This is a genomic window from Wolbachia endosymbiont of Tuta absoluta, assembly GCF_059414725.1.
Map to the genome: position 1 here is coordinate 1 of NZ_JBNRJY010000705.1, position 15,521 is coordinate 15,521.

Here is a 15,521-nt window from a genome sequence, read left to right on the forward strand (position 1 = left end):
GATCAGCAGTTTTGATGGGTGCGACAATAGGAATTATTGCCCCAATTACAGGCCTTATTGTTGGAAATATGATTGTAGAACCTATGATTAAGAAAATAAATCACTACATTATAGAGCCGGTAATTGAAAAAATAAAAGAATGCTTTTCTTCAAAGGAAGCATAAATTATCCTCGCAAAATAGTGTACCTTGGACTTAAATTGAAGTGTACTCAATTGAAATAGGTCATATTAGAGAAGGTTAGAAGTTACCTACCCAAAACCCTTATCTCCCACTCAAGTTCAATGTTAAATTTATCTTTTACTGCATCTTTTACTCTGTTGCCAAGGTTTTCTAAGTCAAGTGCAGTTGCATTATTGTAATTGAGTAGAAAATTACAATGTTTCTTAGAAATTTTAGCTACACCATTATCTAATCCTCGGCAGCCAGATTCATCAATCAGTTTCCATGCCTTGCAGCCTATTGGATTTTTGAATATACAACCAGCAGTTTTTCCTCTTACTGGTTGACTTTTATTTTTTTTATCAATAACTTCTTTCAATCTTTGCAATATAAGCTCATACTCTGAACTTACTCCTTTAAATTCAGCTTCAATAAAAATCCACCTGCCTTTTAGACTATGTCCACGATAAAAATATCCCATTTCTTCGCTGGAGAATTCATATAAATTTCCATCTTCTAGATTCACTGCCCTTATAAATTTTACAACACTCGCAATATCACTACCATATGCACCTGCATTCATTTCTATTCCACCGCCAACTGTTCCTGGAATTCCAGCAAGAAACTCAAGCCCACTAATTTGCTGTTCCCCTGCAAAGTAGGCAAGGTTACTAAGCAGTGCAGCACCACCTGCAACTATGGAGCTATTATCTTTACATTTAATATACGCAAATTCCTTACCTAATTTCACCGTTATTCCTCGAATGCCACTATCTCGAATTATTATGTTGGATGTTGCACCGATAACGCTAATTGGTAACTCCGCATCTTTTATCAAGCACATTAGATCTTCAATGTCACGTGGCTTAAATAGTACATCAGCTTGGCCACCAACATTTAACCAAGTCATTTTAGACATTGAAACATTATAACGGTAGATTCCACATACTTTAGGTAAGCTTATAAGCATTTTGATTTTAACTCTAATCCTGCATCCATACCCATTTTTTCTGCATCTTCTACAAACGAAGTGCGTTCAGTAAAGTATATAACTCTCTCGCCCGCTAACATACAACAAAGATGTAGCATGTTTTCACTCACATATTCTGCTAAAGCTGCAAGCGGTGTAAAGCATGAACCATTTACTGTCTTCATGAAACTGCGCTCTGATTTTGCCCTTATAAAAGACATATTATTATTAATTTTCTCTAAAAGATCGATAACTTTTATATCATTCTTTCGGCATTGAATGCAAATTGTCCCCTGCCCTACTGCGCTTAACATGACTTTTGGTGGCAATACCTCTGTAATTAAGTGATATTTTTTTAATCTTATCAGCCCTGCTTCAGCTAAAATCATTCCATCAAAATTCTGATTTTGCAGTCTAGTTGTCACATTTCCACGCAGTGGCACTACATTTAAGTCTGGCCTGAGATTTAACAGCTGAACTTTTCTTCTTATTGAAGAAGTTGCAATTGTAGCCTGCTGTGGCAAAGTTTTTAGGCTCTTATATTTATGAGAAATAAATACATCACATGGACTTAGCCTCTCTAAAACACAAGGAATTGTTAAGTCCTTCGAGAAAAACGCAGGTACATCTTTTAGCGAATGAACCGCCATATCTATATTATTTTTGAGTAATTCAGCCTCAATCTCCCTGAGGAACAGTCCTTTACCTCCTATTTCAGCAAGATTTACATTAACATACTTATCACCAGAAGTTTTGATTTTAATGATCTCAACGGATAGATTAGGAAAAGACTCTAATAATCTTTGTTTTGCTTCCAAAGCTTGGATGAGCGCAAGGTCGCTTCCTCTCGTACCTATTTTAACTAGCATATATCCTTCATATTATATGTCTATATTCTATGCCCATTTTTTATTATCTCCAATTTAGTTATTGAACATTTTACAATTAGCCCTTAGTATCACGAACATTTAGTAATCTAGGAGTATGTATGTTTGATATTTTAAAAGATTCTAATGGCAGATTTAATAAAAAGAATATTTTACCTCTTGTATGTACTACTGTCGCTATTATTCTAACAGCATTAAGTGCAGTAGTAGCAATTCCCAGATTTTCCTCTCATCCTTCTCTATCTAGTCCTCTCGGTTGGAAAGATCCAAGTTATAGTGAATTTCTTGCTATTCACATACCAGCTACCATAGTTACTTTCTCAATACTTGGTTTATGCATTTACCTTCCGATTGATAGCATTAGAAAAAATAAACAAATAGAGAATCTTAAAGCTACCTCTGAACCTCATTCATGGATTTATAATGATATTTTAGAAAAACAAACGCAGACCATCAATTATAGATCAGGGCTTTAGGCGGTCCTAATCTTTTAGGTGCTTGTGATTAGCAACTATTCGGTCTACAATGCACTAATATAGTTTAAATTTATGCCAAACAAGATAATAGTTAAATCTCTTTCAGTGTTACTAATTTTTTTGCTGTCCTTATATATAATACTGCCAAATTTTATTGATAATAAGTTCTTTACCTCAAAAAAGAGAATAAATTTAGGGCTTGACCTGAAAGGTGGATCATCTCTGCTTCTAAATGTAGACTTAGATTTTTACTTCAAAGAGAAACTAAGCATGCTAACCGATGAAATAAAAGAAGGTCTGTTAACACAAAAGATTGAATTTAGCGCAAAAAACGATAAACAAGTGGTTGTAACTTTAAATAATATTGATGATTACAAAAAAGTTTCAACGTTAATACATAAAATAAACCCAAATTTAGAATTGAGTAGAAAAAATACTGCAATTTTCATTTCATATAAACCGCATTATAAGAATTCATTAATCAATGAAGTAGTTTCAGAGTCAATAGTTAATGTTCAAAGACGCTTAGATAAGCTTGGTACTAAGGAAGTAAGTGTGCAAAAACAAGGACAAAATAAGATATTAGTCCAAGTTCCTGGAGTAGAAGACACTCAGCAGATAAAATCTCTGCTTGGCAAAACAGCCAAGCTGGCCTTCCATTTGGCAAACACCAATGTAGCTAAAATGCAAGATATCGATCATGACACTACGATTATGCTCAAGGATTCTTTGGGTAATTCCTACCCGATATTCCGCAAAACTGAAATAGGCGGTGATTCATTAGTTAACGCATCAGTTAGATTTGGCAATTTAGGTAAACCAACAGTACATTTCAAATTCGACAGCATAGCAAGTAAAAAATTTGCAAAAATTACTAAAGAAAATGTAGGAAAGCCTTTTGCAATTGTTTTAGATAACACAGTCTTAACTGTACCAACAATACGTGAACCTATTCTAAATGGAGAGGGAGAAATTAGCGGTAATTTCACTGAAAAACAAGCGAGTGAACTTGCAATACTTTTAAAATCAGGTGCACTACCTGCACCACTTAAAATAATTGAAGAAAAAAACATTGGTCCAAGCCTTGGAGAAGAGTCAATAAAAGCAGGAGAAATTGCAGCAATAATCTCTATCATAGCCGTTGGTTTATCTATAATCATTACTTACGGCAAATTAGGCTTATTAGCGTCTGTTGCACTCGTTTTTAATGTAATCTCTATACTACTCATTCTTACCTTACTTGAAGCAACTCTTACTCTCCCTGGAATTGCTGGAATTGCGCTAACTGTTGGCATGTCAGTGGATGCAAATGTTTTAATATTTGAACGCATCCGCGAAGAAATAAGAGCAGGAAAAAGAACAGCTCGTGCCATTGAAGAAGGATTTAAAAACGCAATAAAAACAATTCTTGATTCAAACCTCACTACACTAATTGCTTCAGGAATAATGTTCATTATTGGTAGCGGAGCAATTAGAGGATTTTCTATCACTTTATCGATAGGAGTTTTATGCTCGATGTTTTCTGCAATTATAGTCACAAAACTTCTGATAGAATTGTGCATCAACCCACAAAAGCTAGTACTTTAGTATCTGTTCAGCAGAGTGACAAAATAAGATAGACGAGAAAAGACAACTAAATGGTTGTCATGAAAGTAGCTATCCAGTCTTTTCGTCGTCAAAAACGTTGTAACATGCTCACCAATTTAGTGAGCATAAAACCAATATATTTGTGGAAGAAAAGGAAAAAAGAAACAGAAACCATCTTCAGGCTATCACAAAGGATATGGCCATAAGATTAAAGATATGGATAGATTTATCAAATTTCTGAATGGAAATCAGGATATTAGAATTGAAAAGATATTATTACTAAAAATTAAACATCAAACCAACTTCAATATTATGAGTGGATATATCGTCTGCAATAGGTGTTGGAATATTAAAGTAACGATAGCCGAGAAAGGTTTTAACTTCTGGAATTACTGAGTAATCAACACCAAGCTTTATTTGATAAACAAGCCAAGGAACATTCAGTGGCATTAAATTTTTAGATGATTTATCAATCCTTTTTAATCTAAAAACTGTTGACCCTATACCAAGACCAATATACGGAGCAAATTGAGTATTTTGAACATTAGGGTTATAGTAAAAATTTAATAAGAATGCAGATACACTTGCTGATTTATCAAATACCGGAGGAGAGTTACTATCTTCAATATTGACTTTAGAATACATGGTCTCAAAATCAACTCGGCCATTTTCTCCAGCATAGTAACCTACAGATATGCTGCTAAGCCACTGAAAATCAATTTTACCGTTAAATTTTTTTATGTTTTTAATTTCATCTCCTAAGAATAGGTCTAAAAGAAAACCACCATAACGGCCCTCAGCTAAAGCAAGAATTCTTTTTCCTATTGCACGTATACCCTCCACAAATACTTCTGAGCTATCAGAATATATCTTACCACCATTAGCACTAACATAGAAATCAAGTTTTTTTGATTTTTCCTTTGTAGGTTCAGCTTGATCTGCAATACTTGGCCATATATTTTTCTGATTAGCTACTTGGAAAACAGAAGGTGAACTACTTTCAAGTTCTTGACATTTTATTGGCACTTCTTTTTCAGTAACTTCTTCAGAATGTATCACACTTTCATTATTGTCCGTTTCTAATTTTAAGGGCTGCACTTGCTCAATGTGTGTATTGTTACTGATATAAGTAATAAAAAAATAGACACACGGAACGAAGATGAAAAATAAAGCAATAGATATTCTAATTATCATAAATGAATTATCACTTATAGTATAACTACTATATCATATATTCCTTTAATGTACAAAAATTAAGAAATAATATTTCCAATTAAACAATTATTTTCTATTCCTTTAACATGAGCTTTCACAATACTTTTAGCTTGAACTCTTGATGTAAGTTTTATTAATGCAAAATTTTCTGTTCTACCAATATTATTCTGCTCAACCAAAACGCTTTGCTCAGTGCCGAGCAAAGATTGATAAAAACTGCTCATCATTTCTTTATTTATTTCTCTTAGATGCTTTACTCGTTCTTTACGTACATTCTCTGATATTTGTGGCATCCGTGCAGCAGGTGTGTTTTTCCGCTCTGAATATGGAAAAGCATGTAGATAAACTACATTTATTTTTTTCAGTAAATCAACTGTATCCTGAAACATTTCATCAGTTTCTGTTGGAAATCCAGCAATAATATCAGCGCCAAATGCTATATTAGGTCTTAAGCTCTTCATTTTATGATAAAATTCTATCACTTGTTCTCTATTGTGACGACGTTTCATTCTCTTTAGTATTAAATTATTACCAGACTGTAGACTCAAGTGTAAGTGAGGCATAAGTCTTGACTCATTAGCTATTAAATCCATTAGTTCATCATCAACTTCAGCAACATCAATAGAGGAAAGTCTTAGTCTCTTTAACTGTGGTATATCCTTTAAAACTCTTCTAATCATTGAACTGAGTGATTGCTTACCAAACAAATCTGTACCAAAATCAGTAATATCAACACCTGTAAACACCACTTCTTGATACCCATTTTCTATAAAAATCTTAATTTGCTCTATAATATTGTTTACTGGCACAGATCGATTATTTCCTCTTGCCTCAGTAATTGAGCAAAATGTACAACTATGATTACAACCATTTTGAATTTCAATAAATGCCCTTGATTTATCTTCAAATCCATTAATGAGAATAGGTTCTACTTGGTTATCACTGACTAAGATTTCATCATTATTTAGTAGATAATTTTCAGCTCTTAGCTTGTCTTGATTACCTAGCACTTTACTTACACCAGGAATATCACTATATGATTTAGGATCTAATTGAACGGCACAGCCAACTACGATAATTTCTTTACTTGGGTCGTTTTTATAGATCTTACGTATTTTTTGCTTCACTTGGCGTTCTGCTTCGTTTGTCACTGCACAGCTATGCACTACAACAACATTTTCTCTCTTTGCTTTTTTTAATGCTTCTTTGATTAACTCACTCTCGTAGAAATTTAGACGACAACCAAATGTTATTACTTCATTCATGCTTTTGCTTTAATAGATCTAAATTATATCAAATATCCAAGCAAAATGACTATTTTTTTGGTAGATATTATAATTTAAGCATAACCTCTAGAGTTGAAAATCACAGGAAGAATTTGTAGATATACAGTAAGATCATTTAGCATTAAAAAAAGCTTAAGGCCAATGATGTTAACCTCAAGCGAATATAAACCAAAAAACATTTTGCTAAACCTTGAAGCTCTACCATGCAAATTCATCTATATCATTTGGTACATAAGTGTCAGAATAAGCTTCATCCAAACTTTCTGCTTTCCATGGAAGCCATGAAGAAGGTTTTATCTTCTCTAAAACTTTACCTGGTATTGATGTTATCTCTTGCTTTACGTCTTCTTTTAATTTTTCTATTTGTAACCGAGCAAAATCTTCCACGCGAACCATGAGTTTATCTGTTAGCTCTTTTATCATGTCTTGATTTTGTTCTGCAACTTTCTTTGTAATAGGTACGACAATTTTACTTATAATCTCCGTTCCTAATGGAACAACGATTTGCTTTGCAACCTGATCACTAACAGGTTTAATAAGGTAATCTGCTATACTCTTTGCTGTATCTCCAGTCAGATTTGTTACTTTTTTTAAACTATCACCAATAATACCATAGTTTTTTTGGTACATCATATCTTCATCAGCAACTTCATATCTTCCTAAATCATCATACATTCCCATTTGTTGGTGAGACAATCCATTTGCATCAGATACATATCCGTATTTATTAAGTGAATTGGAATTAGACCGCATAACATTCTCCTAATTATTTATATATGCCTATTTTAGTATGAAACAACTAACAAAACATTAACTTTTAAGAACTCTTCTCAATTAATACATCAATAAAGGTAAGACCATATAATTTTCTCCTTTCTTGATACTATTCTCCTCCGAACTTAGTTCACACAGTTATTCAGACACTTCTGAATTTACCACCCCAAATTCCACTGCTTTTTTATATTTTGACTAGGTCTTCTCCTACAATTAGATAATCAGTACTCTTATCTGAAATGTACCATATAACTACACCAAGCTACAAATATGACACAAGAGTTTAGATTATTTTAGTTATTCTCTTGTATAAGATACTCTTTATATCAAAAAGAGGACCATATGAGTGAAGCAACTTTTTCTGAAAAAAATCAGCTTTCTAGAGAAGACATAGCAGAGTTAACAGAACTTATGTGTCTTGAACGAAGTGAAGTAAGTGAAAGTGGAACAGGGCTATTAGAACTTATAGCTGAACAGGAGCAAATACTTGAGGATTTAGGAATAGAATCAAAAGAGCTTTTATGTTCTCAGCATACAGGAATGTATGAGAACCTTAGTCAGTCCTATTCTACGGATCTCGAGGTTTTATAGCAGATATATAGATTATCATTATTACTGATACCTACTCAAGAGTTGCTATGGCAAACAGAGAAAACTGCAATTACTGCCGCTAATCTTTTTAATATATCTTTCTTTGATGGTGCTATTATCGCGCATTTTGACTGATATGGGCTATGATAAACCAGAAAATCACAGCTATATTTAGGAATTGAGACAAGGCCTCATTTAGGTAAATATTGCTATGCAGACTTTTCTTGATAGCAAGCATATTGCTTTTTAGAAAAATATTAGTAGCATCAAACATAGAGATTGACATTAGTTTTTCTGTCAGATTAAGTTGCGTCTAGTACATATTATCAAGGTGAAATTTCACGTTTTTTATTAAGAGGATCCACATCTGGATCTTCTATATAGTTTTGAGGTTGTTCTTGAAACACAAGACGTTCTCCCTCAAAGTTATACTCCTCACCTTCATATAAAGAATCTTCTCCTTCAAAATTGTGTTCTATTTCTACTTCAAACTTGAATCCTAACTTCTCGCAGAATTTGTAGAAATATTCTTTAATGGTATCAAATAAACTTCTGCCATCAATTTTGTAATCTCTCAATTTTCTAGGCACAGTAAGTGACAATTTGCCATCTTTATATATCACATCATCTTTCCCATCTTGAGATTCAAGTGTAAATTCTAGTGAGCTGGATAGATCGCATACCTTGTCACCTAATTGAACATCACTCTCTTGGGAGAGTATTGGTAATGTCATATCAGATCTAACACTCACATTATTTTGGTCAACATAATAGATATTTATAACTTTTTTAAGTGAGAGTATTTTCAATGAATGTTGGCTAAGTGCAAATTGAGATTCTATAAATACACCAGCTTCATACCCTGCCTGATTACAATTGGTAACCAATTCCTCTAAGATAGAGTCACTTGGAACCTGAGCGTTGGCATATTCAAATATTTCCTTAAAAACTTCTTTTGCAAATGCACGATAACTCTTGTTTTTATCTCCTTCTTTCGGTAATAGATGCGTGTGTTCTTTGCCTAAATCGTAAAATCTTTTAATCTCTTCTTTATATTGATCAGTTTTTTTATCACTAGGGATTTCCGGATCTTCACAATATTCTTCCCAAATCTTATCAAATCCTTCCTTATTTCTGTTTACCAGCGCTTTAATTAAGATTTTGTCTATATTTCTGTCTTTAATAACAAAGTCCATTCTGTCAAAATCTTTATATATAGCTTCACCAGAATTTGCTTCTTTATTATCTCTTGGAGCTCTTAACTTACTGAAATCAAACTTTTCTGCCTGAGCTTTTAGTGTAACGACTGGATTTTCATTTTTTTCCTGTGTAGAGTTGTTCATTGTTAATACTTTGATATGAATTGCTGATAGTATAATAATACATAAAAATAGTTAATATGTCAATAATATACTTAACATAGACAGTCATAATAGGGTGACAGGATTTTAGTAAGGCTCTATTATGAATAAACGGTTTTACACAGTATGAATGTTGATGAGCAGTCAAGTGTGCTGACTTTTCTAAATAGTAAAATTGAGAATATACCAAAGTTTCATTCCGCAATATTGCCTAAACTTTGCGGTGGAGACAGAGTAATGGACTTGCTGTTTTATAGGCCGCTCAGTTATGTGGATAGAAGTAAATCACTACCTGATGCTCAAGTAGGAGAATTTACAACTTTTATGGCAAAAGTGTATGAGCACCAGCGCCCCACTGTTAGAGGTAGGCCATATAAAATAATCGTTGAAAGTGAAAGTCAGTATTTATTTATAGTTTTTTTTAATTACTCAGTTAAATATTTGTATAAATTATTTCCAGTTGGAACAGATATAGTAATCAGTGGTAAACTTGAAAAGTTTGCCGAACATTGGCAAATTACTCACCCAGATTATATGTTATCTGATATCAATCAATTTAAAGAAATAGCCTGCATAGAGCCAGTTTACCAATTATGTCGCGGTATTACTAACAAGAGCATTAGAAACATAATAAGTTCTAATCTAAAAGATTTGCCTGATTTGCCAGAGTGGATAGATGAAACATTAATCAAGCAAAAGAAATGGCTGAATTGGAAAGAAAGCATCATAAGATTGCACAGACCGAGCTCACTCGCAGAAGCAGAAGTTTGCAGAGAAAGACTTGCTTATGATGAGCTATTTGCGTACCAGTTGGCACTAAAGCTTGCAAGGGAAAATCATGTAAAAAAAGAGGGAAAAGAATTTATAATATTGAGTAAATACAAAGAGCAGGTCTTAAATGAATTACCGTTCCAATTAACAAATGATCAAATTCGAGCGATAGATGAAATCTCAGAAAGACAAAAATCCAGATACCGCATGGTAAGTCTGCTGCAAGGTGACGTTGGGAGTGGCAAAACTGTAGTTGCACTCTTTGCGATGCTGAATGTGGTAGAAAATAACATGCAAGCAGCTCTAATGGCACCAACTACTATCTTGGCTGAGCAACATTATAATTGGATCGAAGAAGCTCCATCTTGTACTGATATAAAAGTTGCTTTGCTTACCGGTAAAACTGCGCGCAAGGAAAGAAAGATTATTATGAACGAACTTGCAAGTGGTATTTTAAATATAGTAATTGGTACTCATGCATTATTTCAAGCTAACGTTACATTTAAAAATTTAGGACTCGCAGTCATAGACGAACAACAGCGATTTGGAGTGATACAGAGGAATCGGTTGGTAGGAAAAGGAGAAAATACCGATATACTTTTTGTTACTGCAACTCCCATTCCAAGAACCTTGCAGCAAGCTATGTATGGTGATGTTGAATGTTCTATTTTAAGGGAAAAACCAAAATCTAGATTGCCAATAAAAACCGTTATTATGAACGTTAAAAAAGTATCAGATATTATTCAAAGACTGAAAAATGCTATAAATAGAGGCGAAAAAGCATATTGGATTTGTCCATACATAGAAGAAAACGAAGAACTCAATATTGCCGCAGCAGAAATGCGCTTTCAGGAACTACAAAAGACATTTTTTGATAGAGTCGGAATAATACACGGAAAACTAACTCAAGAGCAGAAAGATCAAGTGATGTTTTCCTTCAAGAGAAATGAATTTTCTCTGCTTGTTGCAACCACTGTGATAGAAGTTGGCATAGATGTACCAGATGCAACTATTATGATTATAGAGAATGCAGAGCAGTTCGGGTTATCGCAATTACATCAGTTAAGAGGTAGAGTAGGACGAGGAAATAAACCGTCTTTTTGTGTACTGTTATATGACAATCTCAGTAAAAGTTCGTATTCAAAGTTAAAGATTATGTGTGAGTCACAAGATGGATTTTATATTGCTGAAAAGGATATGATGCTGAGGGGTAGCGGAGATATTCTAGGCACAAAACAATCAGGGTGCATGGAGTTTAAATTTGCTGATTTATATGAGGACAGAGAATTGCTCAACCTTGCATATAATAGTGCAAAAGGTACAATAGCTAATTTTGAATTACTGCTTGATATATTTGAATATAGAAGTAGACTACATTTTTCAAAATTTCAGTAATCTTCCAAGCCATAACCTTCATGAGTAGAAATTCCTTGACAGACGGGAGTATTTAACAAACCATATGCGTCAAGTTAAGGAAAAATAAGAGTGAAGAAGAAGTTTTTACCATAAGAATAAATTGTGCAGAGTTAATAGCAGGCCCTGTAAACAAAATGTTAGCAGGTCAAATTAATCAAGGGCAGGAAGTATAAAAATGGAAAAAAAGCGGTAACTTAGCCTAATGACAATAAATATATATATAGAAGGTACCGTTTTAAAGAGCACAAAAGGAATACACAGTAAAAGCGAGAAGAAGTTGAGAATATGTATGGAAGCAGTGTGGAGAAGTGGCTGCCAATGATCAAAAATTTACCACAATTACAGAAGTATACACAAGAGGTTTAAAAGGTGATGCAAAAAGGGAATTTTGGCAAAATGACTTAAGTATGCACAACAAGATTTGCATAATTGATGATCAGATGTCATTCATGCTCAGCCTATATATAGAAAAAATTCTCAAGCTCAAGAGGGCTTAGGGTGGAACTAAAATTCATGGACTTGTTGACGCACGTAATTAATTTCTTTTTTTTAAGTTAATTAATGTTAACAAGCCACGTCTGCCTGTAATCATGTTAATACCAAAATATAATGTAAGAGAAGAAATGGGCAGTGCTATGCAACAGTTTTTGTTTCTTTCTAACCATGCTTCCATATGAAAAACATATGACATAAAAAGGAAAACAAAAAGCTAAGAACCTTGACGCGCTTTACATCTTGGCTTTACCTTATTTATAATATAAACCTTACCACCCCTTTTCACAACTTTACAATTTTTATCTCTGTTACGATGAGATTTTAGCGATCCTTTAACTTTCATATCTACAGTAAGAATAGAATTACCTTACATTATTATCACTTACAGCGAGTTAGTCAATTGATTAAATTTTATTAAAATATTGTATAATTGTTGCTGATACTTCTTCGATCGACCTTTGCGTAACATCAATAATTGGCCAGTTATTTTGCTTAAAGAACTCCTCTGCTTCTTTAATTTCCTTTTCTACTTTTCTAGGGTCAGCATATATATTATTACCTTCATTATTAATTGAAGTCAGTCTATTTTTGCGTATTTCTATTAGCCTTCTTACGTCTATTGTTACTCCTATAGTCAGTTTATTTTTTAATTTTGCTAAGTCGACGTAAAAGGGTATCTCGCTAACAAAAGGAACATTTGCAACTTTATAGCCTCGGTAAGCTAAATACATACTGGTGGGAGATTTTGATGTGCGTGAAACTCCAACCAAAATTATATCGGCTTTATCAATATCTTGAATATTTTGTCCATCATCGTGATTGATGGTATAGTTTATTGCCTCAATACGCTGAAAATACTCGTTATTTATTTCAGTATACAGGTCAAGTTTTTCATCCTTTTCAATTTCAAGATAGGATGAGATTTCTCTAATAATATGTGATAATATTGCTCGATATGGAATTTTTAACTTGATACAATTATCTTTTAGATATTTTCTGAGCCCATCATCAGTAATAGTGCATATAACAAAGTTATGCTCATCACTTTTTCTCTCAATTTCCTCCAGAATTTTATCGATCTGCTCTTCTCCTTTTACAAAAGACCAAACATATTCGATAGTTTCTACAGAACGAAAATGTTTCAGGGCTGATTTTGCAACTGATATAACAGTTTCACCACTTGAATCTGACACTAAGTGTAGGTTAAGCTTTTTAAGGGTCATCAACGTTATACTAAAAATAATAGCAAGCAATCTGCTACTGAAATTGTGCTAATTTATTATACTACGTAAATATAGAAAAACTATCTTGTTGATAAAACTCAAACTAATTGATAAATTCTTAACACAATTATTCTCAAAACAAATGTTTTTATTAAAGCCTACAAATTTCACTTCTTTTACTAAAAAAGCTCTACCTTGGCTTGGGGTTATTTGTTTCGCATGTTTTTTAATTGGAATGTTCTTAGCATTATTCTTCTCCCCAGGAGATTATAAACAAGGAGAAATCGTACGAATTATGTATCTTCATGTGCCTTCTGCATGGCTTGCTCTTGGAATATACGGACTCATTGCATCACTCAGTTTCATTTCATTGGTGTGGAACAATAGCGTTGCTAGTGTTTTGGCACATGCTGCTGCTCCTGCAGGGACAGTCTTTTCGGCAATATGCTTAATCACAGGTAGCGTCTGGGGAAAAGGAACATGGGGTACTTGGTGGGTATGGGATGCAAGGCTTACTTCAATGCTGATTTTGTTCTTTCTGTATGTTGGTTATCTTTCATTGTGGAGCGCTTTTGATAATCAAGCAAGAGCAGAGAAATCATCAGCAGTATTTGCCATTTTTAGTGCTATAAATATTCCCATAGTAAAATTTTCTGTGAATTTATGGTCTACTCTTCATCAGCCAGCAAGTATTTTTAGAAAAGGTGGAGTAGCAATAGAAGGTTCTTTACTGCTGCCACTCATTGCAATGTTTATATTTTGTACCACACTTTTTTTAGTAGTGTGGATACTTAATGCCCTTCATTTAATTAATTTGCAGAAGATAAAGAGAGAAATCAGTATGCGGTATTAGGTATGCAGTTCCAGAGTGTAATGTTGTGAACAGCGACAGAGATTAAAATGTAGAGCAATCATCCATTAGCAAGTTCCAGAACTAATTACGTACAAACCACACTTCAAGATTATAGTGATTAATCACATGAAAGTAGAAGAATCATGACTCTCTAAGGTGAACTGTATGCAAAATTAGCAAAGATACGTTAGAAATTGAAAGAAAATTTCTATTGATAGATATGCTATATTTATAATTCAAGTTATTAAATTTTTAATTACTTTAGCTTATAATAGCTCCTAAGTTACCATGAAGTTTCTTGAAATGTGGTTTCTTTTACTCACATTAAATTTGTAGTTTTTTTATTTTAATACAATTTCAATTTTGACTGTAGAGGAGGTTCCGATGTCAAAAAACACCTATAGTGACCAAATTAATAATAGTTATTTATATAACAACAAACTTTTTTATGGTGAAGAGGATATAGATGAGATCACTGAAGGTGAAACTACGACTGAGAAGGAATTTACAAATAGTTCCGTAGTAAAAGAGGATTTTGAACTAGTAGAAAAGAAGCTTACGAAATGTGAAGAGGAAGTTAAGCGAGCAAAAGCAGAGACTGAGTGGTATAAAAAAATAGCTGAAGAATGTAAAAAAGGAAGTGGTACGGGCGAACCTGTTACCGATGAAGGAGAGAATGAAAATGGAGAAATTACATCTCGAAAAGTAACCTCAGATTGTTCCAAGTATGAAAATTGTGGGCCGTATTCTCATTTTTATAAAGTTGATAATAAGATAGGTTGTCAAGGTTTTAGTTCATCTGATTTACTAAAGGAATTATATCCTGAGATGTACAGTAATCCTAAGATTGCAAAATATATAGAAGAGGGAGCAAATGGTAATTATGGTGCAGTAAATTTTAAATTTGCCTTTACAGAGGATCTTAATTCAATATCCTGGCTTGGTAATATAGAATGTGAAAAATGTGTGGATGATCAAATAGAGTTAGCGTGTCAAGAAGAAGAGATTAAGAGTTTCTGTTACCCGAACGTTTACCATAGTAATCCAGAATTCAACAAAAGCTTTTTTTCCAGAGGAGCATGTCCTAATCTCTTTAGAGAGCCCAGTGAAACAAGTGTTGTAAAAGCAAAACAAGTTGCACCATTGATACTTGTTAATACCTTAGGACAAATGATAGATAAAGAGGGTAATAACACTAAAGTATACTATGATGCATTGAAGCGTTATCTAAATGATGATAGTAAAATCAAGGATTGTGGAGATAATCAAAAGTGTAAGGATTATATTCCAATTATGGAGAAAGTTGCATGGAAGAGTGATAAGGAAGTACTATTAAAAACTGCTGTTAATAATACGCAAGAAGCAAATCCTTATTATTATGAAAATGAGGATAATTCTACTTTCGTTGAATTTGGTTCTATATAAGGCTGAATTTGTCTAATTTTTTCTACACTA

The 15,521-nt window shown here is 33.3% G+C and carries 16 protein-coding genes; 7 read left to right on the forward strand and 9 right to left on the reverse strand.

Annotated elements, in window-relative coordinates; genetic code table 11:
• Positions 1-246 precede the first annotated feature (246 nt).
• Together murB and hemC are read right to left on the reverse strand one after the other, a co-directional pair.
• Positions 247-1,131 (reverse strand): UDP-N-acetylmuramate dehydrogenase, encoded by an 885-nt coding sequence (murB, locus tag ACJ5GX_RS07460; protein ID WP_012481841.1) that lies wholly within the window; start codon positions 1,129-1,131, stop codon positions 247-249.
• On the reverse strand, positions 1,122-2,000 hold the full coding sequence (hemC, locus tag ACJ5GX_RS07465) for a hydroxymethylbilane synthase (RefSeq protein ID WP_495292863.1): 879 nt from the start codon (positions 1,998-2,000) through the stop codon (positions 1,122-1,124). The genes murB and hemC overlap by 10 nt, the downstream gene beginning before the upstream one ends.
• 119 nt (positions 2,001-2,119) lie before the next feature.
• Here hemC and ACJ5GX_RS07470 point away from each other — a divergent pair, with 119 nt between their 5' ends.
• Both ACJ5GX_RS07470 and secD read left to right on the forward strand, forming a co-directional pair.
• Entirely contained in the window at positions 2,120-2,494 is a 375-nt protein-coding gene (locus ACJ5GX_RS07470) for a hypothetical protein (RefSeq protein WP_007301917.1), read from the forward strand.
• Between the two features lie 72 nt (positions 2,495-2,566).
• Entirely contained in the window at positions 2,567-4,081 is a 1,515-nt protein-coding gene (gene secD / locus ACJ5GX_RS07475; RefSeq protein WP_012481842.1) for a protein translocase subunit SecD, read from the forward strand.
• 279 nt (positions 4,082-4,360) lie between these two features.
• Here secD and ACJ5GX_RS07480 read toward each other — a convergent pair whose 3' ends face one another.
• The 4 genes from ACJ5GX_RS07480 to ACJ5GX_RS07495 all read right to left on the reverse strand — a co-directional run bounded on the left by ACJ5GX_RS07480 (position 4,361) and on the right by ACJ5GX_RS07495 (position 7,335).
• Positions 4,361-5,275 carry an outer membrane protein gene (locus ACJ5GX_RS07480; protein ID WP_052265030.1) on the reverse strand — a complete coding sequence of 305 codons (915 nt, stop codon included), beginning with the start codon at positions 5,273-5,275 and terminating at the stop codon, positions 4,361-4,363.
• A 59-nt stretch (positions 5,276-5,334) separates the two neighbouring features.
• On the reverse strand, positions 5,335-6,561 hold the full coding sequence (gene mtaB / locus ACJ5GX_RS07485; RefSeq protein ID WP_052265031.1) for a tRNA (N(6)-L-threonylcarbamoyladenosine(37)-C(2))-methylthiotransferase MtaB: 1,227 nt from the start codon (positions 6,559-6,561) through the stop codon (positions 5,335-5,337).
• A gap of 74 nt (positions 6,562-6,635) precedes the next feature.
• Positions 6,636-6,761, reverse strand: a complete 126-nt coding sequence (locus tag ACJ5GX_RS07490) for a hypothetical protein (protein WP_007301921.1) — start codon at positions 6,759-6,761, stop codon at positions 6,636-6,638.
• A 19-nt stretch (positions 6,762-6,780) separates the two neighbouring features.
• Positions 6,781-7,335: a hypothetical protein gene (locus ACJ5GX_RS07495; RefSeq protein ID WP_007301922.1), complete on the reverse strand. Its 555-nt coding sequence runs from the start codon at positions 7,333-7,335 to the stop codon at positions 6,781-6,783.
• 363 nt (positions 7,336-7,698) lie between these two features.
• Here ACJ5GX_RS07495 and ACJ5GX_RS07500 point away from each other — a divergent pair, with 363 nt between their 5' ends.
• Positions 7,699-7,947, forward strand: a complete 249-nt coding sequence (locus ACJ5GX_RS07500) for a hypothetical protein (protein ID WP_495292864.1) — start codon at positions 7,699-7,701, stop codon at positions 7,945-7,947.
• A 326-nt stretch (positions 7,948-8,273) separates the two neighbouring features.
• Here ACJ5GX_RS07500 and ACJ5GX_RS07505 read toward each other — a convergent pair whose 3' ends face one another.
• Positions 8,274-9,290, reverse strand: coding sequence for a hypothetical protein (locus ACJ5GX_RS07505; RefSeq protein ID WP_495292865.1), 1,017 nt, complete (start codon positions 9,288-9,290; stop codon positions 8,274-8,276).
• 144 nt (positions 9,291-9,434) lie between these two features.
• Between ACJ5GX_RS07505 and recG the strand changes: the two genes are divergently transcribed.
• Entirely contained in the window at positions 9,435-11,474 is a 2,040-nt protein-coding gene (gene recG / locus ACJ5GX_RS07510) for an ATP-dependent DNA helicase RecG (protein WP_495292866.1), read from the forward strand.
• Positions 11,475-11,803: 329 nt separating this feature from the next.
• The gene (locus ACJ5GX_RS07515) at positions 11,804-11,992 is read left to right on the forward strand and encodes a hypothetical protein (RefSeq protein WP_007301926.1); all 189 of its coding nucleotides are present in this window, start codon (positions 11,804-11,806) and stop codon (positions 11,990-11,992) included.
• Positions 11,993-12,204: 212 nt separating this feature from the next.
• On the opposite strand, the gene ykgO is transcribed toward ACJ5GX_RS07515, so the two are convergent.
• Both ykgO and ACJ5GX_RS07525 read right to left on the reverse strand, forming a co-directional pair.
• A complete protein-coding gene (ykgO, locus tag ACJ5GX_RS07520) occupies positions 12,205-12,333 on the reverse strand; it encodes a type B 50S ribosomal protein L36 (protein ID WP_006015378.1) in 129 nt (42 codons plus the stop codon).
• 61 nt (positions 12,334-12,394) lie between these two features.
• Positions 12,395-13,213: a pyruvate, water dikinase regulatory protein gene (locus ACJ5GX_RS07525; RefSeq protein ID WP_052265033.1), complete on the reverse strand. Its 819-nt coding sequence runs from the start codon at positions 13,211-13,213 to the stop codon at positions 12,395-12,397.
• Between the two features lie 142 nt (positions 13,214-13,355).
• On the opposite strand from ACJ5GX_RS07525, the gene ccmC reads away from it, so the two are divergent.
• Both ccmC and ACJ5GX_RS07535 read left to right on the forward strand, forming a co-directional pair.
• Positions 13,356-14,066, forward strand: coding sequence for a heme ABC transporter permease CcmC (ccmC, locus tag ACJ5GX_RS07530; protein WP_007301928.1), 711 nt, complete (start codon positions 13,356-13,358; stop codon positions 14,064-14,066).
• A gap of 384 nt (positions 14,067-14,450) precedes the next feature.
• Positions 14,451-15,491, forward strand: a complete 1,041-nt coding sequence (locus tag ACJ5GX_RS07535) for a hypothetical protein (protein WP_495292867.1) — start codon at positions 14,451-14,453, stop codon at positions 15,489-15,491.
• Positions 15,492-15,521 lie beyond the last annotated feature (30 nt).

Coding starts and splice junctions, on each gene's coding strand:
- murB (WP_012481841.1), bottom strand. CDS start 1,131: ATGCTTATAAGCTTACCTAAAGTATGTGGAATCTACCGTTATAATGTT.
- hemC (WP_495292863.1), bottom strand. CDS start 2,000: ATGCTAGTTAAAATAGGTACGAGAGGAAGCGACCTTGCGCTCATCCAA.
- ACJ5GX_RS07470 (WP_007301917.1), top strand. CDS start 2,120: ATGTTTGATATTTTAAAAGATTCTAATGGCAGATTTAATAAAAAGAAT.
- secD (WP_012481842.1), top strand. CDS start 2,567: ATGCCAAACAAGATAATAGTTAAATCTCTTTCAGTGTTACTAATTTTT.
- ACJ5GX_RS07480 (WP_052265030.1), bottom strand. CDS start 5,275: ATGATAATTAGAATATCTATTGCTTTATTTTTCATCTTCGTTCCGTGT.
- mtaB (WP_052265031.1), bottom strand. CDS start 6,561: ATGAATGAAGTAATAACATTTGGTTGTCGTCTAAATTTCTACGAGAGT.
- ACJ5GX_RS07490 (WP_007301921.1), bottom strand. CDS start 6,761: ATGTTTTTTGGTTTATATTCGCTTGAGGTTAACATCATTGGCCTTAAG.
- ACJ5GX_RS07495 (WP_007301922.1), bottom strand. CDS start 7,335: ATGCGGTCTAATTCCAATTCACTTAATAAATACGGATATGTATCTGAT.
- ACJ5GX_RS07500 (WP_495292864.1), top strand. CDS start 7,699: ATGAGTGAAGCAACTTTTTCTGAAAAAAATCAGCTTTCTAGAGAAGAC.
- ACJ5GX_RS07505 (WP_495292865.1), bottom strand. CDS start 9,290: ATGAACAACTCTACACAGGAAAAAAATGAAAATCCAGTCGTTACACTA.
- recG (WP_495292866.1), top strand. CDS start 9,435: ATGAATGTTGATGAGCAGTCAAGTGTGCTGACTTTTCTAAATAGTAAA.
- ykgO (WP_006015378.1), bottom strand. CDS start 12,333: ATGAAAGTTAAAGGATCGCTAAAATCTCATCGTAACAGAGATAAAAAT.
- ACJ5GX_RS07525 (WP_052265033.1), bottom strand. CDS start 13,213: ATGACCCTTAAAAAGCTTAACCTACACTTAGTGTCAGATTCAAGTGGT.
- ccmC (WP_007301928.1), top strand. CDS start 13,356: ATGTTTTTATTAAAGCCTACAAATTTCACTTCTTTTACTAAAAAAGCT.
- ACJ5GX_RS07535 (WP_495292867.1), top strand. CDS start 14,451: ATGTCAAAAAACACCTATAGTGACCAAATTAATAATAGTTATTTATAT.